The organism is Sorangiineae bacterium MSr11367 (assembly GCA_037157805.1).
Classification (GTDB): Bacteria; Myxococcota_A; Polyangia; order Polyangiales; family Polyangiaceae; genus Pendulispora; species Pendulispora rubella.
The window spans coordinates 8,417,999-8,444,209 of the sequence record CP089983.1 but is presented as its reverse complement, the minus strand read 5'-3'; the positions used below and the strand labels follow the sequence as shown (position 1 = coordinate 8,444,209).

General features: G+C 63.6%; 22 protein-coding genes and 2 pseudogenes. 11 read left to right on the top strand and 13 right to left on the bottom strand.

Features of this window, described 5'->3' with window-relative positions; genetic code table 11:
• The first annotated feature begins 98 nt into the window (after positions 1–98).
• The gene (gene gndA / locus LVJ94_32610; GenBank protein ID WXB01647.1) at positions 99–1,478 is read left to right on the top strand and encodes an NADP-dependent phosphogluconate dehydrogenase; all 1,380 of its coding nucleotides are present in this window, start codon (positions 99–101) and stop codon (positions 1,476–1,478) included.
• A gap of 3 nt (positions 1,479–1,481) precedes the next feature.
• On the opposite strand, the gene LVJ94_32605 is transcribed toward gndA, so the two are convergent.
• Together LVJ94_32605 and LVJ94_32600 are read right to left on the bottom strand one after the other, a co-directional pair.
• The gene (locus LVJ94_32605) at positions 1,482–2,144 is read right to left on the bottom strand and encodes a DUF2625 domain-containing protein (protein ID WXB01646.1); all 663 of its coding nucleotides are present in this window, start codon (positions 2,142–2,144) and stop codon (positions 1,482–1,484) included.
• A gap of 128 nt (positions 2,145–2,272) precedes the next feature.
• A complete protein-coding gene (locus LVJ94_32600) occupies positions 2,273–3,028 on the bottom strand; it encodes an SDR family oxidoreductase (protein WXB01645.1) in 756 nt (251 codons plus the stop codon).
• Between the two features lie 124 nt (positions 3,029–3,152).
• Between LVJ94_32600 and LVJ94_32595 the strand changes: the two genes are divergently transcribed.
• From LVJ94_32595 to LVJ94_32585, 3 genes are read left to right on the top strand one after another with little or no spacing between them, the layout of a single operon-like run.
• Complete coding sequence (locus LVJ94_32595; GenBank protein ID WXB01644.1) at positions 3,153–3,719, top strand: TetR/AcrR family transcriptional regulator; 567 nt, start codon at positions 3,153–3,155, stop codon at positions 3,717–3,719.
• A gap of 45 nt (positions 3,720–3,764) precedes the next feature.
• A complete protein-coding gene (locus LVJ94_32590) occupies positions 3,765–4,091 on the top strand; it encodes a hypothetical protein (GenBank protein ID WXB01643.1) in 327 nt (108 codons plus the stop codon).
• A gap of 2 nt (positions 4,092–4,093) precedes the next feature.
• On the top strand, positions 4,094–4,483 hold the full coding sequence (locus tag LVJ94_32585; GenBank protein WXB01642.1) for a CBS domain-containing protein: 390 nt from the start codon (positions 4,094–4,096) through the stop codon (positions 4,481–4,483).
• 71 nt (positions 4,484–4,554) lie between these two features.
• On the opposite strand, the gene LVJ94_32580 is transcribed toward LVJ94_32585, so the two are convergent.
• Together LVJ94_32580 and LVJ94_32575 are read right to left on the bottom strand one after the other, a co-directional pair.
• Entirely contained in the window at positions 4,555–6,213 is a 1,659-nt protein-coding gene (locus LVJ94_32580) for a thiamine pyrophosphate-binding protein (protein WXB01641.1), read from the bottom strand.
• Positions 6,213–6,974 (bottom strand): cyclase family protein, encoded by a 762-nt coding sequence (locus LVJ94_32575; GenBank protein WXB01640.1) that lies wholly within the window; start codon positions 6,972–6,974, stop codon positions 6,213–6,215. Before LVJ94_32575 ends, LVJ94_32580 begins: the two co-directional genes overlap by 1 nt.
• Before the next feature lie 343 nt (positions 6,975–7,317).
• Between LVJ94_32575 and LVJ94_32570 the strand changes: the two genes are divergently transcribed.
• Positions 7,318–7,620, top strand: coding sequence for a hypothetical protein (locus LVJ94_32570; protein ID WXB01639.1), 303 nt, complete (start codon positions 7,318–7,320; stop codon positions 7,618–7,620).
• Entirely contained in the window at positions 7,617–8,279 is a 663-nt protein-coding gene (locus tag LVJ94_32565; protein ID WXB01638.1) for an HNH endonuclease, read from the top strand. Before LVJ94_32570 ends, LVJ94_32565 begins: the two co-directional genes overlap by 4 nt.
• 907 nt (positions 8,280–9,186) lie before the next feature.
• Here the strand turns inward: LVJ94_32565 and LVJ94_32560 are convergent.
• The 4 genes and pseudogenes from LVJ94_32560 to LVJ94_32545 form a co-directional block, all read right to left on the bottom strand.
• Positions 9,187–9,291, bottom strand: a pseudogene (locus LVJ94_32560) (transposase).
• A gap of 161 nt (positions 9,292–9,452) precedes the next feature.
• The gene (locus tag LVJ94_32555) at positions 9,453–10,742 is read right to left on the bottom strand and encodes a right-handed parallel beta-helix repeat-containing protein (GenBank protein WXB01637.1); all 1,290 of its coding nucleotides are present in this window, start codon (positions 10,740–10,742) and stop codon (positions 9,453–9,455) included.
• Positions 10,743–11,065: 323 nt separating this feature from the next.
• Positions 11,066–11,725: an RraA family protein gene (locus LVJ94_32550; protein WXB01636.1), complete on the bottom strand. Its 660-nt coding sequence runs from the start codon at positions 11,723–11,725 to the stop codon at positions 11,066–11,068.
• 14 nt (positions 11,726–11,739) lie between these two features.
• Positions 11,740–13,908, bottom strand: a complete 2,169-nt coding sequence (locus LVJ94_32545; protein WXB01635.1) for a serine/threonine protein kinase — start codon at positions 13,906–13,908, stop codon at positions 11,740–11,742.
• Between the two features lie 114 nt (positions 13,909–14,022).
• On the opposite strand from LVJ94_32545, the gene LVJ94_32540 reads away from it, so the two are divergent.
• Positions 14,023–15,381: an MFS transporter gene (locus tag LVJ94_32540; protein WXB01634.1), complete on the top strand. Its 1,359-nt coding sequence runs from the start codon at positions 14,023–14,025 to the stop codon at positions 15,379–15,381.
• 46 nt (positions 15,382–15,427) lie between these two features.
• Here LVJ94_32540 and LVJ94_32535 read toward each other — a convergent pair whose 3' ends face one another.
• Together LVJ94_32535 and LVJ94_32530 are read right to left on the bottom strand one after the other, a co-directional pair.
• Entirely contained in the window at positions 15,428–16,690 is a 1,263-nt protein-coding gene (locus LVJ94_32535; GenBank protein WXB01633.1) for a VWA domain-containing protein, read from the bottom strand.
• A gap of 281 nt (positions 16,691–16,971) precedes the next feature.
• Positions 16,972–17,586: a VWA domain-containing protein gene (locus LVJ94_32530; GenBank protein WXB10766.1), complete on the bottom strand. Its 615-nt coding sequence runs from the start codon at positions 17,584–17,586 to the stop codon at positions 16,972–16,974.
• A 415-nt stretch (positions 17,587–18,001) separates the two neighbouring features.
• On the opposite strand from LVJ94_32530, the pseudogene LVJ94_32525 reads away from it, so the two are divergent.
• Positions 18,002–18,121: pseudogene (locus LVJ94_32525) on the top strand (response regulator).
• A 519-nt stretch (positions 18,122–18,640) separates the two neighbouring features.
• Positions 18,641–19,483: a helix-turn-helix transcriptional regulator gene (locus LVJ94_32520; GenBank protein WXB01632.1), complete on the top strand. Its 843-nt coding sequence runs from the start codon at positions 18,641–18,643 to the stop codon at positions 19,481–19,483.
• A gap of 62 nt (positions 19,484–19,545) precedes the next feature.
• Here LVJ94_32520 and LVJ94_32515 read toward each other — a convergent pair whose 3' ends face one another.
• Entirely contained in the window at positions 19,546–20,391 is an 846-nt protein-coding gene (locus LVJ94_32515) for a hypothetical protein (protein WXB01631.1), read from the bottom strand.
• Positions 20,392–20,465: 74 nt separating this feature from the next.
• Here LVJ94_32515 and LVJ94_32510 point away from each other — a divergent pair, with 74 nt between their 5' ends.
• Positions 20,466–21,119, top strand: a complete 654-nt coding sequence (locus LVJ94_32510; protein WXB01630.1) for a histidine phosphatase family protein — start codon at positions 20,466–20,468, stop codon at positions 21,117–21,119.
• Between the two features lie 352 nt (positions 21,120–21,471).
• Positions 21,472–22,317, top strand: a complete 846-nt coding sequence (locus LVJ94_32505) for a hypothetical protein (GenBank protein ID WXB01629.1) — start codon at positions 21,472–21,474, stop codon at positions 22,315–22,317.
• Positions 22,318–22,463: 146 nt separating this feature from the next.
• Here the strand turns inward: LVJ94_32505 and LVJ94_32500 are convergent, their stop codons facing one another.
• Positions 22,464–23,708 carry a DUF4982 domain-containing protein gene (locus tag LVJ94_32500; GenBank protein WXB01628.1) on the bottom strand — a complete coding sequence of 415 codons (1,245 nt, stop codon included), beginning with the start codon at positions 23,706–23,708 and terminating at the stop codon, positions 22,464–22,466.
• Positions 23,623–25,584 (bottom strand): hypothetical protein, encoded by a 1,962-nt coding sequence (locus tag LVJ94_32495; protein WXB01627.1) that lies wholly within the window; start codon positions 25,582–25,584, stop codon positions 23,623–23,625. Before LVJ94_32495 ends, LVJ94_32500 begins: the two co-directional genes overlap by 86 nt.
• Positions 25,585–26,211: the final 627 nt, after the last annotated feature.

Here is a 26,211-nt window from a genome sequence, read left to right as displayed (position 1 = left end):
CGTGTCGGTCGACTCCCTATACTCACGCCCACGGCTGATGCCCGGCCCATTTTCCAGGAGAACGAACTGTGAGCAAGCAGGCAATAGGCGTAATTGGCATGGCCGTCATGGGCCGCAATCTGGCACTGAACATCGAGAGCCGGGGTCATGCGGTCTCCATCTACAACCGCAGCCGCGAGAAGACGGACGAGGTTCTCGCCGAGAGCCCCAAGGCCAAGCTCGTGCCGACCTATACGATGAAGGAGTTCGTCGATTCGCTCGAGACCCCGCGCCGCATCCTCTTGATGGTCAAGGCGGGGGAGGCCACCGACAAGACGATCGCCGAGCTGCAACCGCTGCTCGACAAGGGCGACATCCTCATCGACGGCGGCAACACGCTGTTCACGGACACCGTGCGCCGCAGCGAAGACCTGGCCAAGGCGGGGCTGAATTTCATCGGCACCGGCGTCTCCGGCGGCGAGGAAGGCGCACTGCGCGGTCCCTCGATCATGCCGGGCGGTCAGAAGCAGGCCTACGAGTTGGTCGCGCCCATCCTCAACGAGATTGCCGCGAAAGCACCGGACGGTGACGCGTGCGTGACGTACATCGGTCCCGGCGGCGCGGGCCACTACGTCAAGATGGTGCACAACGGCATCGAGTACGGCGACATGCAGCTCATCGCCGAGAGCTACGCGGTGCTCAAGCACGTGGTCGGCCTCTCCAACGCAGACCTGGCCAAGGTCTACACCGAGTGGAATCAGGGCGAGCTCGATAGCTACCTCATCGAGATCACCTCGAAGATCTTCGGCAAGAAGGACGAGAAGACCGGCAAAGAGCTGGTCGACGTGATCCTCGACCGCGCCGCGCAAAAGGGCACGGGCAAGTGGACCAGCCAGAGCGCGTTGGATCTGGGCGTACCTTTGCAGCTCATCACCGAGTCGGTGTTCGCCCGCGTGCTCTCCTCGCTCAAGGACGAGCGCGTCGCCGCGAGCAAGGTCCTCCCGGGACCGAAGACCAAGCCGTTCGACGGCGATCGCAAGGCCTTCGTCGAGTCGGTGCGCCGCGCACTGTATTTGAGCAAGATCGTCTCGTACGCGCAGGGCTTCGCGCAAATGCGCGCCGCCTCGGACGAGTACAAGTGGAACCTCGACTACGGCAACATCGCCAAGATCTGGCGCGGTGGCTGCATCATCCGCGCGCGCTTCCTGCAGGACATCACCGACGCGTACAAGCACGACGCGAAGCTGGCGAACCTGCTCTTGGCGCCGAAGTTCCGCGAGATCGCGCTGAACTACCAAGACGCGCTGCGCGACGTCGTGGCCACCGCGGTGAAGGTGGGCGTGCCCACGCCGGGCTTCTCGTCCGCGATTGCCTATTACGATAGCTACCGCGCGGAGACGCTGCCCGCCAATTTGATCCAGGCGCAGCGCGACTTCTTCGGCGCGCACACCTTCGAGCGCGTCGACGAGAAGGGCAGCTTCCACGCCGACTGGGGTTAGCCTTCAGCGACCCGCGCGCGCGTGAAAGTCCCAGAGTTCCTCGATGGGCACGGTGTTGCGTGTCCGATGAGCAATCGGGGGGCCTTCCGCGGATAGAAACGGAAAGATCAAAATGCCCGATAGGCCGTCGACGGTGGCGATTTCCTGCTCCCAACCCGGCCATCGGGCATTTTCGTAGAATTTCGACAGGTCGCCGGTGAACGCCCAGTAGACCCAATCGGAATAGGCGAGGTCCATGTCTTCCCAGCGCAGTGTGTCCGGCGCCAAGTAAAAGACATTGCCGCGTTTGCCCTTGAAGCCCCCGCCGTTGACGGCGAAGAAGCCGCCCACCACGTCGTCGCCGACCAAGTAAGCCCCATCGAGGCGGTGCGGTGTGGCCTGCGCGGTCATGCCGTTCCAATCGGCGATGCTACGCGGCAATTGCGGGCAGCCTGCGCCGAGAATGCGCAGCCAGCCCCCATCGATCAACAGGCCGCCCGTCTCGTACGCAATCGCACCCATGGGCGAGCGCGTGGTGATCTGAAGCGCGAGAAGTGTGCGCTCACCTTCCGCCGGATCGCATGGAAGGCATTCGATCGAGTTTCGCGCGGAGGCCGTCCAACTGCGGACGAGGTCCATCCCGGGTTCGGTTTCATCCACGAGCTCATGCAACGTGCGCGCGGCCATGGCTTTTTCTCCCATGAATCGCCGCCACCGTCGAGATGCCGCGTTTCTCGATCGGGGCCTACCGCTGGCCTGGGGGCCTCGCGCGCCATGGCCTCGAGCGCATTTCTGCCTGGTCGTCTACCGGCCGATCATGCCCCGGCACCTCCGTCGGCCGGTACCACGGCGCCCGTGATGTAGGAAGCGCCCGGGGAGGCGAGGAACACGACGGCCGCGGCGATTTCTTCGAGCCGGCCGCTGCGCTGGATGGAGAGCAAATTGTTCAGGATGAGTGGCCAAGCGGTGTCGCGGTAGGGCGCGGCCATGTCGGTGTCCATGAGGCCTGCGTCGACGACGTTGACTGTGATCTCGCGTGGGGCCAGATCGCGTGCCGCGGCCTTGGAGTAGGAGACGATGGCGCCCTTCGTGCCCGCATAGTCGGCGATTCCGGGAAAAGCGGCGCGGTGCCAGACGCCGGAGCCGATGGTCACGATTCGTCCGCCTTTGGGGAGCACCTTGGCGGCGGCTCGAATGGTACGCACCACGCCCAGGGCGTTGACCTGCCATTGGCGTTCGAGCGCAGCGATGTCCGCGTTAATGTCGTCGAGGCGGCTCGGAATCGAGACGGCCGCATTGTTGACGAGGATGTCGAGCTTCCCAAAGCGTTGGACCACGGCGTCGACGAGGCGTTGCGGAGCTTCGGGCTCGCCTTGATCCGCTTGGAAGGCGGCGGCGCGAACGCCTTTGCGTTCGATCTCGCGAACCACGGCGGCGGCCTTTTCTTCCGACGCCACGTAACTGATGGCCACGTTGGCCCCTTCGTCGGCGAGCGCGCGCGCGAGTTCGACCCCGAGGCCGCGTGAGCCTCCCGTTACGAGTGCCACTTTTCCTTCGAGCTTCTTCGTCATGGATGCCTCCTTAAAATGTACCGATAGGTACATTACTGATGCGCAGAACATAGGCGCTGGACGGCCGATGGCAAGGTGGTTATGTTCCGATCGATACAAAATGGGACGTCCTCGGGAGTTCGACGTGGAAACCGCTCTGGTCCGTGCGCTGGAGCAGTTTTGGCGTCACGGCTACGAGGGTACGTCGCTCTCCGACTTGACGGCGGCCATGGGCATCAACCGGCCGAGTCTGTATGCGACCTTCGGAACGAAGGAGGAGCTCTTTCGAAAAGCGCTCGACCTCTATTTCGCGCGGTACACGAACATCGACGCGATCCTCGGGGAGCCGACGGCGCGCGCCGTGGCCGAGCGGCTTCTCTTCGAAACCGTCGTCCTGAACACGGGGATCTCGACGCCGCACGGCTGCCTGGGGACCGTCGCGGCGCTCGCGTGCTCGGTCGAGGTCGAGCCCATTCGGCAGGAGCTGATCGCGCGCCGCGCCTGCAACCAGGAGCGACTGCGCTTGCGTCTCGAAGAGGCGAAGTCCAGCGGCGAGCTTCCGGCGGACGCCAACCCGGCCTCCCTGGCCTTTTACCTGATCACCGTTGCCCAAGGCATTGCGGTGCAAGCCGCATCCGGTGCCTCCCGGGAAGAGTTGCGGCGGGTGGCCGAGCTGGCACTTCGCGGATGGCCTGCGCCACGGCACGAATAGTGGAAGTCCTCGTGGCGTAATCCGATTTGCACGGAGGAGCCGCGCATGCGAGTGACAGTGAAGACGGAAGAAGGGAAATCCGATTTTCCGCTTCCGGCGAAACCGGTGGTCGTCGATACCGAGGGGCTCGCCCCTCATATGGCCGACCGGCTTCGAGCTTTGGTATCGGCATCCGGCTTCTTTCACCTTCCCACGGCCATCGGCGTGCAAATGCGCAGCGCGGCCGGTGCCCGCAAACATACGATTTTCGTCGAGGATGGACCGCGCGCCCACCGCGTTTCGACGTTGGAAAGTAAAGCACGAGCGCCGCTGCGCGACCTCGTCGACTTCGTGGTGACCTATGGCACGCGCGTTTCAGGAGGAGTCGAGTAGCAATGATCCAATTAACGCGCACGGCACGCACCGTTGCGGAAATCATGAATCGCGATCTGGTGTCCGTATCCGAGGGGGCGACCAGCGAGACCATTCGGACGACGATGCTTCTGAGCGGCATCACGGCCGTGCCGGTGCTCGACCGGGATTCGCGGCCGGTGGGCATCTTTTCCTTTCGGGACGTCACCACGCGGGCCGCGCGCATCCCCAGGGCGCGCGCCGTGGCCACGGTCCCCGCCGATACGACCATCGAGGAGGCGAGCCGTCAGCTCGCCCGCATCGAGCGCCACCATTTGGTCATCGTCGACGACGACGGCAGGGCCATTGGCACGCTCTCGGCGATCGAGCTGCTCCGCGAATGGCTCGGCATCCCCAGTGCACGCAGGCGCTGAGCGCCGCGGTCACCCGTGGTCACGCTTACGACCGCGCTGGTAGGTCGTGGTTCCGATGGGTCAATTCGCTCTCAGTGGCCAAATGCCTCTTGGAGCCACCATGCCCCGCCGCGTGAGGTAATTTTCGCATCGAGCAGGAACGGCTGATCGCGCGGCCCCGCGAGCCAAGCCTCGAGCGGCGCGAGATCGGCGCGTGTGCGCACGGTGGTGGCATGAAAGCCGAAACCGCGTGCCATGGCCGCGAGATCGCGCTCGGGAAAGGTCACATGGGCCAGCGGGTGGCCGTCCGGCCCGAAGTGGTGGACCTCCGCGCCGTACGCGGCATCGTCGTAGACGACGACGAGCATCGGGATTTTCAGGCGAACGATGGTTTCCAATTCGGAGATGCCCATGAGGAATCCGCCATCGCCGAGGGCGGCCACGGGAAGTCGATCGGGGCGCGCAAGCGCGGCGCCCATGGCGGTGGCCAGGCCGAGGCCGATCGATTGAAAGGCCTGCGAGAAGCAGAATCCCTGTTCGTCGGGTACCTGCAGGTACATGGACGGGTATCCCATGAAGTTGCCCGAGTCGACGGCGACGATGCGTTCGACGGGCAGCATGTCGTCGAGGGCCACCGTCAGGGTGCGCGGGTCGATGCGCTCGGAGGTCGAATCGTCATCGTAGGGGATGTCACGCCAGCGTGACTGCGTCGCGATGCGTTGGCGGAGTTCTTCGGAGCGGTAGCCCGAGCGGGTCGGGTGCAGCCGCTGCCATGTTGCATCGATGCATTCTGCAACGTGGCGCACGTCGCCTGCGACGCCGCAATCGATGCGATGGTGGGCGCCGAGATCATCCGCGTGCAGGAGAACCTGCGCCACGTTGGCCGAGGGATCCACCAGCCGCCCGTGCCGCGTGGTCCACATGCTCAGGGCTGCGCCCCACGCGACGACCAGGTCTGCATGCTGCACGAGCTCCGCGGTGAGGGGCGAGGCGAATCCGCCGGAGACGTCGAGGTAGAAGGGGTGGCCTGCGAAGAGGCCTTTCGCGCGGGCGGATACGGCGAGGAGTGCGCCGCATCGGTCTGCGAGGCGGACGAGGGCATCGCGCGCCTGAGCGCGCACCGCTCCGTGCCCCGCGATGAACAGCGGGCGACGGGCGCTCGCGAGCAGGGCGGTGAGGCGCTCGGCGTTGGCCTCGTCGAAGGACGCGGCGGGGGCGGTGATGTCGGGCGGGGCTGGCGCCTCGTCGGCGAAGGCGCCGTTTGCCAAGAGATGCAGCGGGAACCCGAGCACCATCGTCCCTGCGGCCTGCACGGCGGCGGGGGAGGGAAGATCGGCCGCGCGCGCAATCGGCAGATAGCGCGCGCCCACGCCTCGGGCCAGTGCCTCGGCATCGAGGTAGAAATTCGACTTTCGCGACGTCGCCTCCGGCACGAGTGCAAGGAGCGGTGTGCGGCTCTTCGCCGCCTCGGCGAGGCCGGTCAATGCATTGGTGAACCCGGGCCCTTGGTGCACCGTCAGCACGCCGGTGCGCTGCGAAACGCGCGCATAGGCATCGGCCATGGTGGCCGCCCCGCCCTCGTGCCGTGCCGCGACGAAGTCGATACCGGCTTGGGTCAAGGCATTGACCAAATGGAAATTGCCACTTCCCACCAAGCCAAAGACGCGGTCCGTATGTGTCGACACCCACCGAGCCAGGACCTCGAGCGCGCCCGCCTGCCCGCCAGCCTGGTTCTCGACCCCGAACCGCATCAGCGCTCCACCAGCGCCAACACCCGGCACGGACTTCCCGAGCCGCGCACGATGGGCAACGGCCCCGCGATGACCACCGCACCGCGCACGGGCAGCTCGGCGACCCGCCGCAGCTGCGTGAGCCCGTATTTGTCATTGCCGAGCAAGTGCGCATGGCATGGAAACGGCGGCGCGAACGAATGGGCCGCCCCCGCATCCGTCCCCACGGTTTCCACACCGACACCGAGGATGGACGTTTCCTCGGCAAGCCACTTGGCACACTCGCCGGCCATTCCCGGCGTGCGCCCCTCGTTGAGGAAATCGTTTTCGCGATCCCCGCGCGCATCCCATCCCGTGCGGTACAAGAGCCACCCACCTTTGGGCAGCGGGCCATGCACACTCTCCCACGCGCGAACGTGCTCGATCTGCAGGAGGAAATTCGGGTCGGCCGCCGCCTGCCTCGTAAAATCGAGCACCACCGCCGGCGCAATGAGCCGCTTCACCGGCACCATCGACACATCGTGCCCATCCCGTCCCGTCACCCAATGCACCGGCGCATCGAAGTGCGTCCCCGTATGCTCCCCCGTCCGAATGTTGTTCCAATACCAAGCCGGCCCGCGCTCATCGTACCGACTGATCTCCTCGAGCTCGAACTCCGCCGTATTCCCAAAGGGAGCAGGCAGCCTCAAGATCGGCGTCTTCGCCTCCAGCGGCGCCGTCAAATCGATCACATCGATGGCACCCGTCGCGAGTCCATCGACAAGTTGGCCCAGGATTGACATCACGCCAGCATAGCCGGCCCCACGAAGCCGTGAAGGGCATGGAGAACGGTTCGGCTACCAGCCGGCGGTCCGCCGCCTTCCGGGCGGCACGCGCCTCCGGCCGGCGCTCCATCGGTGGGCGCACACCTCCTTCGCGCTTTGCAGATGGTCGATTGTGCTTGACGGCATTGCTCGATGAACGGGACGCGACGTCGTCGGCCGAGTCCAGAAGGGGCCATGAATCCCATTCAACGGCGCACATGCGGCGCTTTCGCACGCGCAACATCTCCGAGAGGCTCCGTGCCGACCATCCTTCGAGGATGGGGCGATACGAAGGACGAAAAAGGCGGGTATAAGACGAAGCATGAATATCACAGCTCTCTCGAACAGCGAATTGCTCTCGGGCATTCATGCATTGGTCGGCCAGGGGCGGGTGATTCTCGCCCGCTTGCTTGCATACCTCGCCGAGGTCGAGGAGCGGCGGCTGGACCTGCAATCCGCGTGTTCGTCCCTTTTCGACTTTTGCGTGCGCCGCCTGGGCCTCAGCGAAGACGAAGCCTGCCGTCGCGTCATGGCAGCACGCCTCGCACGCCGCTTTCCCCTCGCCCTTCGCCTCCTCGAGAGCTCCTCGCCTCACGCTTTCCCCGGCCAGCCGCCGCCTCGATGATTCGAGGCCGATGCGACCCTCTTTCCTCGGAGCAATACCAGGTGCAATTCACCGCCTCTGCGGAGCTGAAAGCAAATCGACCGCGCCGCCGATTTGATGCGCCACTCCAATCCGAGCGGCGGCTCTCCGTGCTCGTGGAGCGCGCCGTCGATCTTCTCCTCGCCGAACTCGAGAAGCGCCGGCTCGGCAAGACGACCCGTCCGGCCATGAAGGCGCCTCACGCAACCACGCGGGCCGGCTATGTGACCAGGTCCACGCGCCGCGAAGTATTCGAGCGAGACGGCGAACAATGCACCTTCGTTGACGAATCCGGCCGACGTTGCGAATGCCGCACGTTCTTGGAGCTCGACCACATCGAACCCCGCGCGCGTGGGGGCTCGGATGACCCGACAAACTTGAGGATTCGCTGCAAATGGCATAACGCCCTTGCGGCCGAACAGGACTTCGGCCGCGAGCACATCGAGAAGAAGAAGGCCGAGAAGACGAATTACCCGCGCCAGCGCGGGTACGAGCCTTCGTTGGCGCTGAGGGCGCTAACCTCGATGGGGTTTAGACGCCAGCAGGCAATCCATGCTCTTTCGATTGTCGAGAATCGACGACCCGGCATCGTTCCACCGATAGAAAGTGTTCTGCGCGATGCACTCGTGATCCTGACGTGATACTTTCTCGTGACGTCCCGGCCACTTACCCGTCGGCAGGACCGTTGTTTCGTAGGGTGACGGCCTGTCTCGCTACGCTAAGGAAGTGCTGTCGATAATCGTTGCGTCTTATTGTCTGAAGAGTGTGACTGCATACGTTGACGTGCATGAGCTCGAACTGTTCGAGCACGTCATGGTTTCCAACCCGGACGCCGAACCGCCATCCCGTTCGAACGTGATGGACGTCGTAACCCGACACGTGATGCCATTGGCTTCCATTGCACAGTTGGTGTTGCGCGCGGTGCACCCTTCCTGCGAGATGGCCTCGCAGGACACGGGGGAGCCCGGCAGGGTTCCGTTCTTACTTACATTGACGATTTGATCCGAAATAGGACCGCACGACCCATTGGCCTGTTCCACGAAATGGCCTATGTAGGTTGCGCCCGGCGTGGCGCATGGATTGGCTTCGTTGGTTTGCGGTGACGTATCGGTATCGCTGCTGCTGCTGCAGGAAACGATTCCAAGTAAAACGAGAGTGTACTTCAGATACTGCATGGAATCTCCCTTCTGGAGAATGCGTCCCTTTTCCAGCGCATGCGGCTTCCTCTGTCCCCGTGGGCTCATTGGCGAGCCGAGATGCCCTTTGGAATCGGGATGACGGGGATGAATCTGTCACCGAAAACCGCCGCCCGCCGCTATTTCCAACGCCAAACTTAGTTGCCTAAATCGTACCTCCGATGCACGGTTCAGCGTCGGTATGGCTCAACTCGAGACGAGCAGGGAGCTCCACCAAGGTGCCTTCTTTGAACCACGCTATGGGTTCGCCTTGATTTCCACAATCGGAGGCACCCGCGGTATACTCCGGCGCAGCGCCTCGATACGGCTACGCCGGCGCCCTTTACGAGTGTGCCGTGGTGATCGTTGGGGACGGGAGGTAGATAGGGATCGCCCCCGCCGCGGTGATGGTGTTGCGGACGACGCGCATCTTGTGAATATTGAGGTTGTCCATGATGACCACGTCGCCACGGCGCAGCCATGAGCAGAGTCGCTGCTTCACGGGTACGAAACCCCGACGCGCACGCGAGGCCCTGGAAATGATCGAGAAGCATTGGGACGGTCCGGGCTTATCCATCGAGACTGCCATTCGAGAGACACTCTCCATCTTGGCGTGATGCCACGACGACACGCGCCGGATCAGAACTGAATACTCGCGTTGCCGGAAAGAAAGAAGTTCTTCCCGCCCGAGACATCCTCATACCGGACGAGGCCGGGCGCATGCGAGCCATCCGCGTTGGTTCCCTGCACGTTGGGGTGCCATGTGTTGCCGGCGGCGTCGAGGCGCACCGAATCCCCGACGAAGATGCTGCTGTCCCCCAAGATGCGATTGAGCCCTGGAGCGGTGGCGGTGCCAAGATTCGCCATGGAAGAGTGGGCTTCGATCGCATGAGCTTCGCGGGATTCGACCGTGCTCTTTCGCAACGAGAGCCTCGACTCCTCGAGGGCACGAATTCCCCCCGAGCGCGTCGAAATCGTCGATTCCGAGATGGCGGCGGAGCTGCCCACGGCACCGAGGACGGCGTAGCTGTTCGTCGACGTCATCGAGATGGTCACCCGATTGAGCTTGGAGGTGACCGTCTTCGCCACGAACGCGATGCCCTGTTTGATGCACCCTTCGAAGGCGCTGTCCTCTGCTTCGAAGCGCCCGCTAGCCTCGACACAATCGTAGACGTTTTTGAGCGTGGAACGTCGCATTTGTACCATGGCGGACTCGCCATTGACCCAAATCCCGTGATCATGCACGTTCGGGTCGGCCGTGCCGCTTATCGTGCTGTCTTCGATGATCATCGAGGCCCGATCCAGCACGAAAACCTGAATAGTGGGGTCCTTGCACGCTGCCGAGGGCGCCGTTTGGGACACCGTGACGTTGGTCAGTGTGGCGCTGGAATCATTGGCCACGACGATGCCCGTATAGCCGAAATCGGTAAACGTGACGTTGGTCAGCGTTGCGCGGGCTTTCTTTCGCACCTCCATTCCGTTTGCGCAGGAGCCGGTCGCCGTGTCTGACGCTACCGTGCCGCGAAGGGTGGCGTTGCTGAGCGAGAGACGAGCCTCGTCCTCCACGCCCAACGCTGTACCCTGCACGTTTTCGATCGTCACGTCGTTCAACACGGCGTCGACGTTCTCGACGAACCACATGCCACCGCCGTTCACCTTCACGCTCGTGGCGCGAAAGGACCCCGCGTATGCACGGACGGCGAAGGGGCACGACTCGAACGCGATGCCGCGGATCTCCCCGCCTCCCCTGAAATGGAGGCAGTCGTTGCCTATTCCGGACAATACGGTCCTGCCCGTTCCCTCGATGGTCACGGCGTCAGGAACTCCGCGAGGCCAGACCTCGCCATTCGCCTCGCTGTACGTGCCATCGCTCAACGAGATGGTATGTCCTTTCTTTGCAATCTCGAGCGCCGCCTTGAGGGATCTCACCGGGTGCGCTTGCGTGCCCCGATTCCCATCGTTACCTGCGGGAGAAACGAACACCGTACATGGTACGTCCGGTGTCGCATCACACCCTTGTTCTTCCTCGGCGGAGTCGGAACTACAGCCCACGTTCGAAGCCAGCGACGCTGCGCATGCGAGAGTTGCTGCCATGAAACAAAAGCGATGTTTAAGACTGCTCATCTTTGGGTGAACCAAAATAGAACAGTTTGGCCCATACGCCATCGAAGAACGTGATTTCACCGACGGAGGAGCGAGCCCCGCCTCCTTGGCGCGAAATGCCAAATCGCCGGCGGGTTTCGCGAAGTTCCCTAATCCGTAAACGCCAACTTGCTCGGCTTGCCGCTTGCCAAGTTCTCGCGATGCGCGCTCACGTTGAGGCAGTGCACGAGGCTGCGGCCTTGGTCGATTTTCGTAATGGCCGCGGCCTCGGCGGCTTTGATGTCGCGTGCTGCCCGAAGCACGTCCATCGCGCGGCCAGGGGCCAAGACGACGATGCCCTCGGCGTCGGCGATGAAAATGTCACCCGGGGAGACGGTGACGCCGCCGCACGCGATGGGGATTTGCAATTCGCCCAGTTTGTTGGTGCCGCCGGCCATGGGGGTTACGTGGCGGCTGTATACGGGAAGGTTGCACGTGGAGACGTAGCCCATGTCGCGGTAGCCGCCATCGACGACGATGCCGGCGAGGCCGCGGCTTTGGGCGGCGCGGGCGAACAATTCTCCCGCATAGGCGATTTCACGGGCGCCGCCATCGACCACCACGATGTCGCCGGGGCTGGCCGATTCGATGGCCTCCACCACCCCGAAGAAATCGTCGCGACAGCGGACCGTGTAGGCCGGACCGCAGGCCCAGCGATTGTGCGAGCGCGCGCGAATACCGTGCATCACCCGGGTGGTCTTGTCGGCATCGCAAATGGCGGTGACGTCGACGTCGCGTGCAAGATTGCGAATACGTTCCAAGTCGCTCACTGTGAAATATCTCCCTAGGCTTTCCTAATTACCGGAGGCCGGAATTCGGCCCGCATGGTGCGTAGGTGATTCTCGAGAATCGGTGACGCCGCGCGAAGGACACGGGCCACGTCCGCACTCGGCGGATGCGCGGCCAGCAGCCAGCCGCGGTGGTCGCCCGCCAGCGGCGTGAGGAGCATCTCGCTCTCGTAAATGGCCGATTGCCCTACGAGGAAGTCTTGGGCCACTTCTTCGTACGGCGTCCGTTGCATGCTCATGCCGACCGTCTGCTGATCGCCAATGGCCTGCCGCGAAAAACTTCGTCCCAGCGAAATCGAATTGGCCAAGAGCACCGTGCCAATCGATGCGGGGGCCTGCTGCAGCGCCTTCGACGCCTGCCCGGAGAGCAGCGCCTGCGCGACCACTTGATGATCCACCGCGTAATAGACCCGGTCTTGGCTGACCATGACCAGCCAAACCTTGTCGGCCGCCGCCGCGCGGTCATAAATGAAGAACTGCCGGCGGAAGGCCTTCAGCGCCTCGGCCTCGAACGGGCTTCCCAGAGAGGTCAGCGCGCGCTGAACCTGCTCGGCGAGCCAGAAATAGCCCGTGGTGAAGGCATCGAAGATGTGCGCGTGAATCTTGTCCGTGATTTCCGCCCCGAGCGACGCAGGCGTGGTGACCTGCAACGTTTCATATCGGCCAATCGAATTGGGAATATTGATTTCCGTATGCGTATACACCGGGCCGGCGTGCACCTGGGGCGCCGTCGAGTCCTGCAGCAGAACGTGAAGCAGCCGATCGCGCTCCAGATCGGGACGGAACTTCAAAATGAGCGTGCGCTCGCCCATGCGAATCACGTTTTCCAGCGTACGAATCATCCCGCCTTGTTCACGCCCCAAGGACGCGAGCAATCGGTGCTTGCACAAGTTGGTAATCGCATTTTCGATGTGATCCAACTGGAACAGCATCCCGGGGCCCGTTCCCGCGTGGGGCAGGCCTTCGAGCAACCCGTCCAGCGTGGTCAGCAAATCCCGCCGTCGCTCGGGGGACGTGTACCACGCATGCTCCTTCATGCGATCTTCGAACGTGGCGGAGGGCCGTGTGACCTGCGCAGGTTGCGTCACCAGATTTTTCGCGGCTTGAATGGCCAGCATCGACGCCGCGGAATGCTTTTCCGACGGGATCTCCATGGAGACCGGCACTTGCGCCGCCGCCGCCACCTCCGCACCGAGGACGGCCCTCACGCAAGGAGCCACCCCCGAAAGCGGCTGGCGCAAGGTCTGCTCCGCAGCCTCGGCCAGGGCCTCGCGCATCTCGCGCGCCGACGGCCAGCGATCCCCTGCGTCGAATGACAGCGCCTTGTCGACGAATCGAACGATGGCCTCCGGCAAATCCGGCATGGCCGACGCCAGCGAACGCGCGCGCTGCGTCGCGACGGCGGTGAGGTGCTCGCCGCCAGCCCCGCTTGCCCCGTTCGCGCCGGCGTTCCTGCTGTCTGCGATGGGGTGAACGAATTCGCCCGTGAGGAGCGCAAACATCGTGGCGCCGAGCGCCCAGCAGTCGCTGTGCGGCCCGATGGCTTCCGGGTGCCCGGCGGCCTGCTCCGGCGGCATGAACACCGGCGTGCCGAACACCCGATCCGTACCGCCACCGGCCCCTACGCTTCGTGCGACGCCGAAGTCCAGAATGCGGACGCTGCCGTCGGTGGTGACGAACAGATTGTCCGGCTTGATGTCGCGATGCACGATGCCCTTCGCGTGCGCACTCGCAAGGACATCGAGCGCGTCGTGCATCAGCACGGCCACCTCGGCGATGGGCAAGCGCCGGCCAGCCCGCGCCCAGCGCGTCCCTAGCGTCTCGCCCTCGAGGAGCGGCATGATCAAAAACGCGCAGCCCTGGTCGTCGACATCGTCGTCCAGCACGGGGACGGCGCCGGCATGTCCCACTTGATTGGCCACGTACGCTTCGCGACTGAAGAGCTGGCGCAGGTCGGGCTCCGCGTCCTCGAGCAAGAACTTGATGGCCACCCGATGTCCATTGCGGTGCGTCGCGGCGTAGACGGTGGCCGTACCGCCCATGCCGAGCAGCTCGGTGATGCGGTATTTCTGCTGCACCGTGCTGCCAATGCGGGAAAGTGCGCGCCCGACACTGGACACCGGGGAGGACAGGCTGCTGGATGGACGAACCTCTGCGTCTGACATGCTACTGCCTTGTCTCCCGGCGCGACTCCCCATTCACAGCGCTCAAGGTTCCCCCAACGCGTGGCATGATGTTATGGACTCGGTGTCTTTGCAAGCCATGGTGGGGAGTTCGTCATGGGGGTTGAGCCGTTCGATTCGAATCAGGGGGATGCAAACGATTCAAGCGATGCGAACGACGGTGCGCGGGCCGTGCGCCGTGCGGCTGCGCACATCGTGCCGTTCCTCGTATTGAGCTACGTGTTGAACTTCCTCGACCGGGTCAACGTTGGGTACGCCGCCCTCACGATGAACGCCGATCTCGGAATGTCGGCCACGGCGTTCGGCCTCGGGGCAGGCATTTTCTTCGTGGGTTACGCGATTTTCGAAGTCCCCAGCAATCTGATTTTGCACCGTGTCGGCGCCAAGTTCTGGATCAGCCGCATCATGGTGACCTGGGGCCTCATTTCGGCATCCACGGCGTTCATCCACGACACCACGGGCTTTTACATCGTGCGGGTCCTCCTCGGCGTGGCCGAGGCCGGGTTGTTCCCAGGTGTCATTTTGTATCTGAGCTATTGGTTCCCCGCGAAAGACCGCGCGCGAATGACGGCGCTCTTCCTGTTTGCCATTCCGCTCGCCCAAGTTCTCGGGGCCCCGCTCTCCGCCCTCATTCTGCATACGAACGGCTGGTACGCATGGCAGCCTTGGCGGTGGATGTTTCTTCTCGAGGGCATCCCCGCTGTCCTGATGGGCGTATTGGTCTTCGCGTTTTTGCCGGACCGTCCCGCACGCGCCTCGTGGCTGCCACCTGCCGAGCGCGACTGGCTGGTGCGTCGTTTGGACATGGAGCGTCATGCCGTCGGCGGGCATCCATCGCTCTGGCGCGCGCTGTTGGATCCGCGCGTTCTCATTCTGAGCGTCGCCTATTTGGGAATTGTATACGCATTGTATACCGTCTCCTTCTTCCTGCCCCAACTCATCCGTGACATGGCCAAGGAACGAGGAACGACTTTGTCGCCGCTCGAAATCGCCGGTCCGGTGGCCATCGTCTACATCTTCGCCGCGGGGGGCATGTGGTGGTGGTCGCGTCGCTCCGATCGCGCCGCGGAGAGAATCTGGCACGTGGCGACCCCGGCGTTCCTGGGGGTTCTCGCCTTCGTTCCCATAGCGGCGATGCCCTCGTCCACCGCGGCGGTGCTCACCGGCGTTGTCATCCTCTCCGTCGGCACCTTCGCCGCGCTACCGCCCTTTTGGGCTCTGCCGCCCACGATGTTCGTGGGCAGCGCCTTGGCCGCCGCCATTGGGTTGGTCAATTCCTTCGGCAACCTCGGTGGCTTCCTCGGCCCCTACGTCACCGGCTGGCTCAAAGATCTCACTGGCAGCTTCCACGCCTCGTTGCTCGCCGCGAGTGGCACCCTCGTCGTCGCGGGGCTGGCCGTCCTCACGTTGGGCAAGCTCGCCCGCGTCGTGCGTCCCGCGGTCGCCGGCGCCTAAACAAATGAAGAAGGAACCGCCAGGACGCCCTGGCGGTTTCTTCCAACTAATTGACGATCGGGCCGTCGGGCGTTTGCGTCGGGCAGCCGAATTGGACACCCAGCGAGCCGCCCGAACTTCTCAGGCGCGTGCACGCTGCGGGGCACAACTTGATGGCTTTCGGATCGTCCCAATTGTCGTACCGCCAGCCGTCTCCGCACGTCTCGTTGAAGAGGATGGGCGTCGCCTGGCCATTCACCTGCAGAAGCACGTTGGTGGCTTTCTTGTCGAACGTCTTGCCCTCGGGGGGCGCCGGAATCGCGACATCGCACGAAGCAACCTGAGCGCGAATCTTGTTCAAGGCCTCGAGAAAGGCCTTCTTGGTGGCATTCGCATCATCGACATTCACGATGAAGGCCTGCCCGGTGCCGCCGCTGCGGGCGATGGTGTCCAGGTTGTCCTTCAAACCGTCCTGTCCGGGCGTGTTGACGCCAATGACGTACGTCTTGATGCGCTGGTCGCGTGCCGCTTTGGCCGCGACCTCGGCGGTTTTTGCCACGGTGCTCTCGTCGTTGCAGAAATCCTTCGGGTTCCCATCCGTCGCCAAGACGATGACCGTGCTCTCGGCTTCGTGCCGTGGATCGTTGGCAATCGAGACGGCCTGCGCCACTGCGCCTTGCATCGCCGGATACGTCGGGGTTGCGCCCGCGGGATCGGAATCGTCCAGGGCCTTCGAGAAGTCCGCACTTGGAAGGGCTCGCAGCACGACGTTCGCGCTCGAATACGTGCCCGCACTGCAACACGCCTCCGTGTAACCGGAGCCCAGCACGACGTCCGTATACGCGCCGCAATAGCCCGCCTTGTCGGGAAAGTAGATGCCCTGCTGCGAGAAGAACGTCAGCGACGCATTCATTCCTTTGGACTGGCCATCGCCGAAGAACGCCTTGGCCGCCGCCACGATGGGATCCCATTTGACGGCCCTCAGGGGCGCGTCGGTGTCTTGGTCGACCACCATGCTGCCCGAGCGGTCGAACATGAACACGAGATTCACCGTAGCGGGCTTCGCCTCGCTTCCGGCGGAGGCGCAACCGGGATCGGTGGTCGCGGCATCGCGAGGGCCAGCGTCCTCGACGGTCATGCCGCCGTCGGCCCAAGTTCCGCCCTGGCCTGGACCGCCCTTGTCGCCGGGGGGCTGGCCCGAATCGGCATCGACGTCTGGAGCGGCATCGAGGTCCTGAAACGAGGAGTCGCTACCTCCGCAGGCCGCGAACGCAAGCGTCGCGACGAGGAAGGATGCAGTGGAAACGATCATCGTGCCAAATCGGAGCATGGCGAACCTCGAGCTCGAAACGAAAAATCTCGTTTGCGGCTACGGGTGCGTTCCAATGACCGGCCCAACGCGAATCGTGCAGCTAAATCGAGATTAATCCGTAATTGTATCGGTCACTGTTGGCAAACAACTCGTCTGTAGTTGCAAGCTACGTCCATGACGTACGATGTGCGCGGGCTGCATTTGGTTGCGATCGTTTGCGCTTGGGGTGGACGGCGCTCCCGGCATTTTCCGCGGGCGCCGTTTGCGCTTGCGTCCTCGCCTGCTGAACCTCGCACGGCTTACTTGACGATCGGCCCGGTGGGCGTTTGCGTCGGACAGCCGAATTGGACGCTCAGCGAGCCGCCCGAGGCCTTCAAGCGATTGCACGCCGCGGGGCACAAGTTGATGGCCTTCGGATTGTCCCAATTGTCGTAGCGCCAGCCGTCCCCGCACGTCTCGTTGAAGAGGATGGGCGTCGCCTGGGCATTCGCTTGGAGGACCACGTTGGTGGCCCTCTTGTCGAACGTCTTGCCTGCGGGCGGCGCGGGAATCGTGACGTCGCACGAAGCCACCTGCGCGCGAATCTTGTTCAATGCCTCGAGAAAAGCCTTTTTGGTGGCGTCGGCATCGTCGACGTTCACCATGATGGCCTGCCCGGAGCCGCCGCTGCGGGCAATGGCGTCCAAGTTGTCCTTCAAACCGTCCTGCCCGGGCGTGTCGACGCCAATGACGTACGTTTTGATGCGCTGGTCGCGCGCGGCATTGGCCGCTACCGCGGCGGTCTTCGCCACGCTGCTCTGGTCGTTGCAGAAGTCTTGCGGGTTTCCATCCGTCGCCAACACGATGACCGTGCTCTCCCCCTTGTGGCGCGGGTCGTTGGCGACGGAGACGGCCTGCGCGACCGCTCCTTGCATCGCCGGATACGTAGGCGTTGCACCTGCGGGGTCGGCATCGTCGAGCGCAGTTGCGAAATCCGCACTTGGAAGGGCGCGCAGCCCCACGTTCGCGTTCGAATACGTCCGATCGTTGCAACATGCCTCCGTGTATCCGGAGCCCAGCACGGGATCTTGATACGCCCCGCAATAGCCCGTCTTGTTGGAGAGATCGATGCCGCCCTGCGCGAAGAACGTCAGCGAAGCATTCATCCCTTTGGATTGGTCATCGCCGAAGAACGATCGCGCCGCCGCCACGATGGGGTCCCACTTGACGCTTTTCAGGGACCCTCCGGTGGTCGTGTCGACCACCATGCTTCCCGAGCGGTCGAACATGAACACGAGATTCACGGTGGCGAGCTTCGCCTCACTTCCAGTGGAGGCACAACCGGGTTCCGTTCCGCCATCCCCGCGACCACCGTCGTAGGCGATGCCTCCTCCATCGCCAAAGGTCCCGCCCTGGCCTGGACCTCCCTTGCCACCGGGGGTCTCGCCCGAACCGCCATCTCCGTCTCCAAATGAGGACTCGCTGCTTCCGCAAGCCGAGAATGCCAGGGCAGCCACGAAGGCGGACGCAGCGGAAAAGACGATTTTGCCGAATCGGAGCATGTCGGACCTCGAGACGAAAGGAATATCGTTTATGGCAACCATGCTCCAATGGCCGGGTCCAACGTGACTCGTGGAGCCGACGTGACCTTGATTCGTAATCGTATCTGTCATCGTCGGTAACAACTAGTCCGTAGTTGCGCGCCACTTCGTGACGACCTCCGATGTATGTGGGATGCTTTCGTTTGCCATCATTCGCGCTTGTGGTGGATGCCCCTCGCGGAGTATGCTCACAGTCGTTCGGATGAATGGACCTGCAGAGAGCCCTTGGCTCTCTCGGTATTTCTGCGGGCACCGTTTGCGGACGCATGTACCGTGCAGATTGCACGCGTCGGCTGGAATCGACGGCGATCGTCGAGTGCGAGCCCCGTGCATTCCGCGCAGCGTTTGGAGCAACGGATTGGCCTCTTGGTACAGCACCGCTAGAGACATGACGCACGAGCCCGAGGAAAAGGAAGCGCGTTTGCGTGAATTGGGAGAGTTTTTGCGCAATCGGCGGGGGCGCATATCGCCCGGGAGTCTCGGCTTGTCGGTGTCCAAGGCGAGGCGCTCCACGGGATTGCGGAGGGTCGAAGTCGCCACGTTGGCCGGTGTGAGCCTATCCTGGTACACGTGGCTCGAGCAGGGGCGAAATATCGCCGTTTCCGCGAGCGTGCTGGCCCGCGTCACGAAAGCGTTGCAACTGAACGACGAAGAGAGCACGCATGTCTTCGAGCTGGCCGGCCAAGGACTACCCATTTCCGCGAAACCCGAAGCGGTAAACGAATCAACTCGTGCCCTATTGGACAATCTCGAGCTCACTCCCGCTTACGTCACCGGAGCGCGTTGGGACATTCTGGCTTGGAACGAGGCAAGCTCGGTCGTCTACGATTTTGGCGCGTTGGACCCGGCCGACCGGAATATGGTCACCTTCCTCTTTTGTGTTTCCCGAGCCCGCGCGCTCTATGCCGATTGGGAAAGCGTTGCGCGCCGCGCCGTGGCCCTTTTCCGCATGAGTGCCGGTCCTTTCTTGGGGGAGCCGAGGTTTCGCTCCTTGATCGACGAGCTCAAAACGCGGAGCCCGGAGTTCGAGCAATTCTGGACACACAAACACGTATTACGACCCAATACGTCGCGAAGAGAACTCCATCATGATTCCATGGGGTCGCTGCAATTCGACCGACACGTGCTCGATATGATGGAATCGCCGAATCTGCGGCTCGTGGTCGACAGCCCCGTGCCGGGTACTGGAACGTACGAGAAGATGCGAAACGTCGTGCGTGCGCGACAATGATCGGATGACCAAAACGATTCGGTATCCGTTCGATGGCCGTGAGACATCCGTGCGCCCGAGGGCTATCGAAACGCGATTTCCGTGACCAGCGACAATGGGGCGCCCCGCGTGGCGGTGAGCAGATCCACGCCGCTGTTCAGCGCATTGGCGGGGGACGTCCAGGGCTCGACGCACACGAAATCGCGCCCGCCCAAGGTCCACACGATCCAGCGCCGGAAGGGCTCGGGCGCGTCCACCACGATGATGTGCCCGTCGCCCAAATCGAGCTCGCACCGGCTCGAATCGTGATCCACGAGGTGCAAATCGACCTCGGTGCCGGTGAGGTCGAGCGGCCTTTCCAGCGTGAGGAGCTCCTTCTTCGCATTGTCCCATGCGCGGGTGGCCTTCGTCGGAACGTGCGTGATGCCCTTGGCCGATTGCGCAACTTGAAAATAGGGATGGAACCCTGCACCGAACGGCATGGGGTCATCGCCGGTGGTCTCGATCCGCTGCTCGATGCGCAGCGCACGCGGTCCGAGGACGTAGCGGTACGTGAGAACGAAGTCCCACGGATACACGGCGCGCGTTTCCTCGCTCGACGCGAGCCGCAGGGTCACCTCGTCCTCCGCGCGCGCCGCCACCTTCCAGGCCGCGTTGCGCGCGAAGCCGTGCTGCCCCATCTTCCCGGTGCGGCCGCCCCGCGAAAAGCGATCGTCGGCGAGCTTGCCCGGGGAGGGGAAGAGCACGGGGATGCCCCCGCGCACGTTCTTCGTGGTGTCGACGAGCGTCGCCTCGTCGAGGTAGAGGACGGGGCGCTCGCCCACGAAGAAACGGGTGACCATACCGCCGCGCCCGGGTGCGACGTAGGCACACGCATCGGCATGGGTGAGGACGACGGACTCGAGGGACGTCGGGACGGGGAGGGCCATCCCACCCAGATATCGAAGTGCTCCCGAATGATCCAGCGCGAGCGAGGCCCGGATGCAGGTAACCTTCGAGCATCGTGCAAATCGTCCTTTTGCGTCACGCCGAATCCCTGGGCAACGTCGACGAGTCGGTCTATTGCCGAATACCCGATCACGCGTTGCCGCTGACCCCGCACGGCGAGGAGCATGCTCGTGCGATGGGGCCCGACGTGCGTGCCTTGCTCGAGCCCGGCCCGGTGGCCGCCTACGTGAGCCCCTACCTGCGCACGCGGCAGACGCTGACGTTGCTCGGACTGGGCGGCTTGCTCGAGCGCACCTTCATCGAACCGCGGCTGCGCGAGCAGGATTGGGGCAACTTGCAGGACGTGACCGAGCAACAGGCCCTCAAGAAGCAACGCCAGGCCTATGGCCATTTCTTCTTCCGGTTGCCGCTGGGGGAATCGGGCGCCGACGTCGATGACCGCGTTGCCGCCTTCCTGAGCGAGTTGTGGCTTGCCGGCGCCGACTCGAGTCACCCGCGCACGGTGCTCATCGTGTCGCACGGCCTCACCATACGCCTCCTCTGCCGCCGCCTCTTTTCGTGGAGCGTCGAGCTCTTCGAATCGCTCACCAACTTGAAGACCTGCGAATACCGCGTATTGCGCCGCGAAGATGATCGGCGCGGTGCGTGGCAATTGGACCGCCCTTTCGAACAGTGGCGTGATTCGCCCGACGGCAGCACGCAAATGTGAAGAATTGCAGCGCACCGGGGAAGGAGTGCGCGGACCATGGACGTAGTACCTGGGCATGAAACTTCGGAATGCATTACGACGACTTTCTCGCAACGGTCTTGCGTCTCCGTCGTGCGAGGACGGCGGCAGCGGGACGATACCGGCGGGACCGGCGCGACGTGTGGTTCAGCAAGCAAGGATCGCCGTGACCTTCCGCGATCCTCGCTCCAGTACCGGACAAAAGGCGCCGGCCCCGCCGGGATTGTCCGGCTGCCGCTGGTCGAAAGCAACAGATTCGCGGGGCAGCGACGGGCTATCGAAAGCTGCGTTGGGTTGGACGAGCGCAGTCTTCCTCGCTGGCGCCATTGGCGTCGTGGCTTGTAGTTCCGACGACGACAAGTCGAACGGCGGCGATGACGATCGAGCGCCGAAGTCGGGTTTCGTGAGCGTCTTCAACTCGAAGATTGTCGTGGGTACGGTGGAAGCCGGGAGCTACCAGGCCATTGCTTCGTTCACGGACGCGAGCGGCGTCACCGGGGGCGTGCAAGGTGCGAAATGCGAGACGTCGAAGGACGGCGGTTGCACGCTCTCCCTCTGCCCGACGAGCAGCGGCACCGACGCCGGCCCCGTTGGCGACGCCGGCGCGGCGAAGATCGTCCATGCGGGCGCCATCGACATCACGGGGGCCAGCGAGTCCCCCATCAGGCTCGAACCGCAGTCGGATGGCCAATACAAATCGGCACAAGGCGGAAAGTCGATTTGGGCCGGCGGCGAGGATCTCAAGATTCACGCGGCGGGCAACACCAGCGGCGTCGGTGCCTTCGACGCAGCGTTGAAAGCGCCGTCCAACGTCAAGGTGACCGCACCGGCATGGGGCACCCAGGGACCGACCATCGATCGCTCCAAAGATCTCGAGCTGGCCTGGAGCGTTTCGGGCGGATCGGCATCGGGCCAAATCCAGACGCTCATTTCGGGTCTCGCCGCAGGTGGCGGCAAGTCGGCCACCCTGACGTGCACGCACGCCGTCGCCGACGGAAAGGCCAAGATTCCCGCAGCGCTCTTGGGCAAGTTCGAGGCCGCGAAGACGAATTTCTCCATGCTGGCCATCGAGAAGGGCACCCAAAACGTATCCCCCGATTGGAAGGTGACCCTGCTCCTGCAGAGCACCGCCACGCGCGAAGGCGGCGCCCCCGCCGCGGGCTTGGCCACGATGCAGTAGGCTTCCGTTGCGCAGAAGTGGGATATGGAACAGGGAGATCGGGAGATCGGGAGTTTTTGATTTGTTTCTTTAATACTCCCGACCTCCCGATCTCCCTGTTCCCCCAATCCAGCGAACATCTGTCGAAGATTGGCTTCCCCACCTCGTCAAGGGTGGGCGCGGAGCTCGGTCAGGCGCAAGAATCCCTTGTCGGTGCCGGGGTGGCGGCTCTTCATGGTCAACTCGAGGCGCGTCGTTTCGACGGGGTCGAAGGTGATGGTCGTCACCTGATTCGATTGGCGTGCCCAATCGATGCGCGGGTGCGTGACGGGGACGAAGCGGTTGCCGTTCCAATAGGCGACTCGTACGGAAGCCGGCAGTGCATGGGAGGTGTCGGCGGTGAAATTCGCTTTTAGCGCGGAGACTCGGCGCGGACGTGGCCAGCCGAGTGCGACCCAGTCGCTCGCGTGCGCTTTGCGCAGGCTGGGCAAGAGAGGGGTCGCTTCTTTGTAATAGGCATTCGACCAAGCCGTGTTCGGATCCCCGTCGATCATCGCGGCGGGAAGGGTGGTGGGCGCGCCGGAGTAGCTAGCATCCACCGCCGGGGGCGCGGACTCCTCCGCTGGGCTGCGCGTTCGAGCCGGCGGCGCGCAGCGCGAGAACACCGATGCCGCGCCCGAGAGCAACCCCGGCGACGTTGCCGTGACGACCACGCATGGTGCGCCTGCGTCCGCGCGAACGATGGCCAGCGCCTTCCCATGGAAGGCGCGGCGCACGGGCGATTGGTAATTCTCCTCGCTCTCCTGGCGGCCATTGTCCGTGCCCAATAGCTTTCCACCCTGCACGCGGAAGGTGATCCGCGCATCGGCACCGGGCACGGTGACGCCTCGAGCATCCACCACGTCGGCGGTGACGAACGACAGCGCGCCTATCTCCTCCGTACTCAAGGCGAGAGCATCCGCCGCCCCCGCTGTGGTGACCGTGTCGCGTGCCACCTCGACCCCATCGCGCTTCGCCACCGCGGCCAGCTTGCCCGGCTCGAAAGGCACCTCCCACGTGAGGTGCAGTTTGCCCGCGCTGCCGTTCGGACTCGTGTAGCTGCCGGGGTAGCGACCCGAGGTCACCGTCTTGTCGTCACCGGTGGGCTCCGTCGTTTCCAAGTACGGTCGACCGTCCAGCGTCGTTTTGCGGTCGAACTTCCGCACGCCCAGGGACTTGTCATTCAGAAATAGCTCCACCGTGTCGACATTGGAATAGACCCATACCTGGACCCGCTCACCGGGGTGGTGATCCGTCCAATTCATCGGCGCCATATGAACCATGGGCTCACGCGTCCATTGGCTCTTGAAGATGTGATAGGCATCCTTGGCAAAGCCCGCCGTGTCGACGGCCCCGAAGAACGAGGCCTTCACCGGAAATACGTCGTACGGCGTCGGCTCGCCGATGTAGTCGATGCCCGACCACAGGAATTGCCCGCCGAAGAAACTTGCGGTCGCGGTCCTTCTTCAACCCATATTCGGCGCTCATCGTCCAGCGCGCCAGGTTGTTGTCGTACGACGACGTCCCGCGCTTTCCCGGGGTCTGGTTCTCACCGGTGTTGAGCTGCTCGGGGTTCTCGTAAACTCCGCGGGTCGATGTCTCCGACGAAGACTCCGACTCGAAGAAGAAGGTATTCGGATAGCGTGCGTGCAGCCCATCGACCGCGGCGGCGCTGTTGTAATTCACGCCCACGCCGTCGAGCATCTGGGCCACGCGATCGGTGGCCGATCCCGGCTCTGGCACGCGATGGTAATAGTTCGAGCCGATGACCACGGGCCGGCTGGTGTCGATGGCCTTGACGTCGGCAATCAACCGCTTCGCAATGGGGACGCCTATCTCCATGGACGTCGAATCCGGTATTTCGTTTCCGATGGACCACAAGACGACCGCCGGCGAATTCTTCGCCGCATGGACCATTTCGGCGATGTCCGCATCGCTGTGGGCGTCGAAATAGCGCCCATAGTCATAATCGACTTTGGGCGTGTGCCAGGTATCGAAAGCCTCCACCATCATGACGATGCCCATCTCCTCGCAAACCGAGAGCATCTCCGGCGATGGCGGGTTGTGCGACGTGCGCAATGCGTTGACCCCCATGCTCTTCATGATGCGCATCTGCCGCACGATGGCCTCGCGATGCACCGCCGCGCCGAGGGCGCCGAGGTCATGGTGCAGATTGACCCCTCGAAGCTTGGTATGGGCGCCGTTGAGCGAAAAGCCCTCGGTCGGGGAGAACGTCGCCCAGCGAACCCCGAAGCGGGTCACCTCGGTATCGACGACCTTGCCACCGGCGACGAGCTGCGTGCGCAGCGTATAGAGATATGGCTCGTCGAACGACCACAGCGTCGGCCGCTCGATTTTCAAGTCGACGCTGTCCGTCCGCCCCTCCGCACCGAGGTCTGCGGGCTCCGAGCGGTGCGTCGCGATCGTGCGGCCGGCACCGTCTTCCACCGTGGAAACGATGCTCACCGGCGCCTTGCCGCCTCGCTCGTTCACCGCGCTCGTCCGAACGCGCACCACGGCGAAGCCCGAGGCGAGGTTTCGCGCGAGGTCGGGCGTGGTGACGAAGACGCCGTGGCGGGCCACGTGGACGGGATCGGTCACCACCAGGTGCACGCGGCGGTAAATGCCGCTGCCCGAGTACCAGCGGCTGCTCGGCAGATGGTTCTGCACCCGGACGGCCAGGACGTTGGGTGTCACCCCGTCGGTGTGCACCTTCGAGGTCAAATCCACGCGAAATCCCGTGTAGCCGTAAGGGTGGCTCGCGGCGAGCTGCCCGTTCACGTACACGCTCGACTCCATGTAGATACCGTCGAATTCGACCGAGACCTTCTTGTTCGCGAGCGATCGCGGCAACGTGAACGTCTTGCGGTACCAGCCGAGCCCACCTTGTAAAAACCCAGTCCCGCTGTCCGTTCCCGGGCCGGGTGTGGGATCGAGCTCGATGCTCCAATCGTGGGGCACATCGACGCTTCGCCACGCGCCGCTATCGTAACTGGGCTCGTACGCACGCTGATGAGCGCCCGTCGTGTCCCGAACGTCCGACGCGTTGACGAGGGCAAACTTCCATCCGGTGCCAAAATCGGTACTTCGATTTCCGATTTCGGCCGCCGCCCCCGTGATTCCCGGCGTCGCCGGGATGGTCCGTGAAACACGTGCGCCGGGTGCACAGCCGCCCGGCGCGATGCCCATCGCGAGAGCGCCAATCCAGACTGCATGTTTCGCGGCCGCGAAGCGTAGGTCGATCGTCATGAGCGTCGATGTCGTGCAAGGGGCGAGAAAGCCGAGTGGGGCGCGAGCCTAATCAGAAAGGGCGCACGACGTCGAGATGTGTGAACGACATTTTGCGTCGCTGGTTCGACTGCCGGATATGGCTGCGGAAATCCCAACAGCGGACTGAGTTCGATCCGATCGCCGATAACCGTCCGGACCTCGCGCAGTCCGGGAAGCATCCGATCCGCGACGTCATCCTGTTCTGGCTCGGATCAACGTCCCGTTGACACGCAGGTGCACCGCGAAGTTCAGGCGGTCGCGATGAATCCGCGTACACGGAAATGGCATCGCAATTGCGACTGGAAGAATTCCATTACGCAAACGACGAAGCTCATTTCGTACGGACACGAGAAGTTCGAAAACACACTATTCAGTTTGGGATCACGCTGCTACGAATCTCGTCGTTCCCTGGCGCGCGAAGATGTCGTCCAAAAGACAACATCGCGTCGAGCTTCGGAGGACTTGCGGATTGACCGCCGATGAGACGTCCATGTTCGAGTCAAAGGCGGTATTTCGACGTCTCGTCTCCGTCCGACGATTTGGTGACCGATTGACACGCGGTATTGACGGAGACGGGCTATCCAATCGAATCAACATCGAAATGGC

Coding starts and splice junctions, on each gene's coding strand:
- gndA (WXB01647.1), top strand. CDS start 99: ATGGCCGTCATGGGCCGCAATCTGGCACTGAACATCGAGAGCCGGGGT.
- LVJ94_32605 (WXB01646.1), bottom strand. CDS start 2,144: ATGGCCGCGCGCACGTTGCATGAGCTCGTGGATGAAACCGAACCCGGG.
- LVJ94_32600 (WXB01645.1), bottom strand. CDS start 3,028: ATGACGAAGAAGCTCGAAGGAAAAGTGGCACTCGTAACGGGAGGCTCA.
- LVJ94_32590 (WXB01643.1), top strand. CDS start 3,765: ATGCGAGTGACAGTGAAGACGGAAGAAGGGAAATCCGATTTTCCGCTT.
- LVJ94_32585 (WXB01642.1), top strand. CDS start 4,094: ATGATCCAATTAACGCGCACGGCACGCACCGTTGCGGAAATCATGAAT.
- LVJ94_32580 (WXB01641.1), bottom strand. CDS start 6,213: ATGCGGTTCGGGGTCGAGAACCAGGCTGGCGGGCAGGCGGGCGCGCTC.
- LVJ94_32575 (WXB01640.1), bottom strand. CDS start 6,974: ATGTCAATCCTGGGCCAACTTGTCGATGGACTCGCGACGGGTGCCATC.
- LVJ94_32570 (WXB01639.1), top strand. CDS start 7,318: ATGAATATCACAGCTCTCTCGAACAGCGAATTGCTCTCGGGCATTCAT.
- LVJ94_32565 (WXB01638.1), top strand. CDS start 7,617: ATGATTCGAGGCCGATGCGACCCTCTTTCCTCGGAGCAATACCAGGTG.
- LVJ94_32545 (WXB01635.1), bottom strand. CDS start 13,908: ATGTCAGACGCAGAGGTTCGTCCATCCAGCAGCCTGTCCTCCCCGGTG.
- LVJ94_32540 (WXB01634.1), top strand. CDS start 14,023: ATGGGGGTTGAGCCGTTCGATTCGAATCAGGGGGATGCAAACGATTCA.
- LVJ94_32535 (WXB01633.1), bottom strand. CDS start 16,690: ATGCTCCGATTTGGCACGATGATCGTTTCCACTGCATCCTTCCTCGTC.
- LVJ94_32530 (WXB10766.1), bottom strand. CDS start 17,586: ATGCAAGGAGCGGTCGCGCAGGCCGTCTCCGTCGCCAACGACCCGCGC.
- LVJ94_32520 (WXB01632.1), top strand. CDS start 18,641: ATGACGCACGAGCCCGAGGAAAAGGAAGCGCGTTTGCGTGAATTGGGA.
- LVJ94_32515 (WXB01631.1), bottom strand. CDS start 20,391: ATGGCCCTCCCCGTCCCGACGTCCCTCGAGTCCGTCGTCCTCACCCAT.
- LVJ94_32495 (WXB01627.1), bottom strand. CDS start 25,584: ATGACGATCGACCTACGCTTCGCGGCCGCGAAACATGCAGTCTGGATT.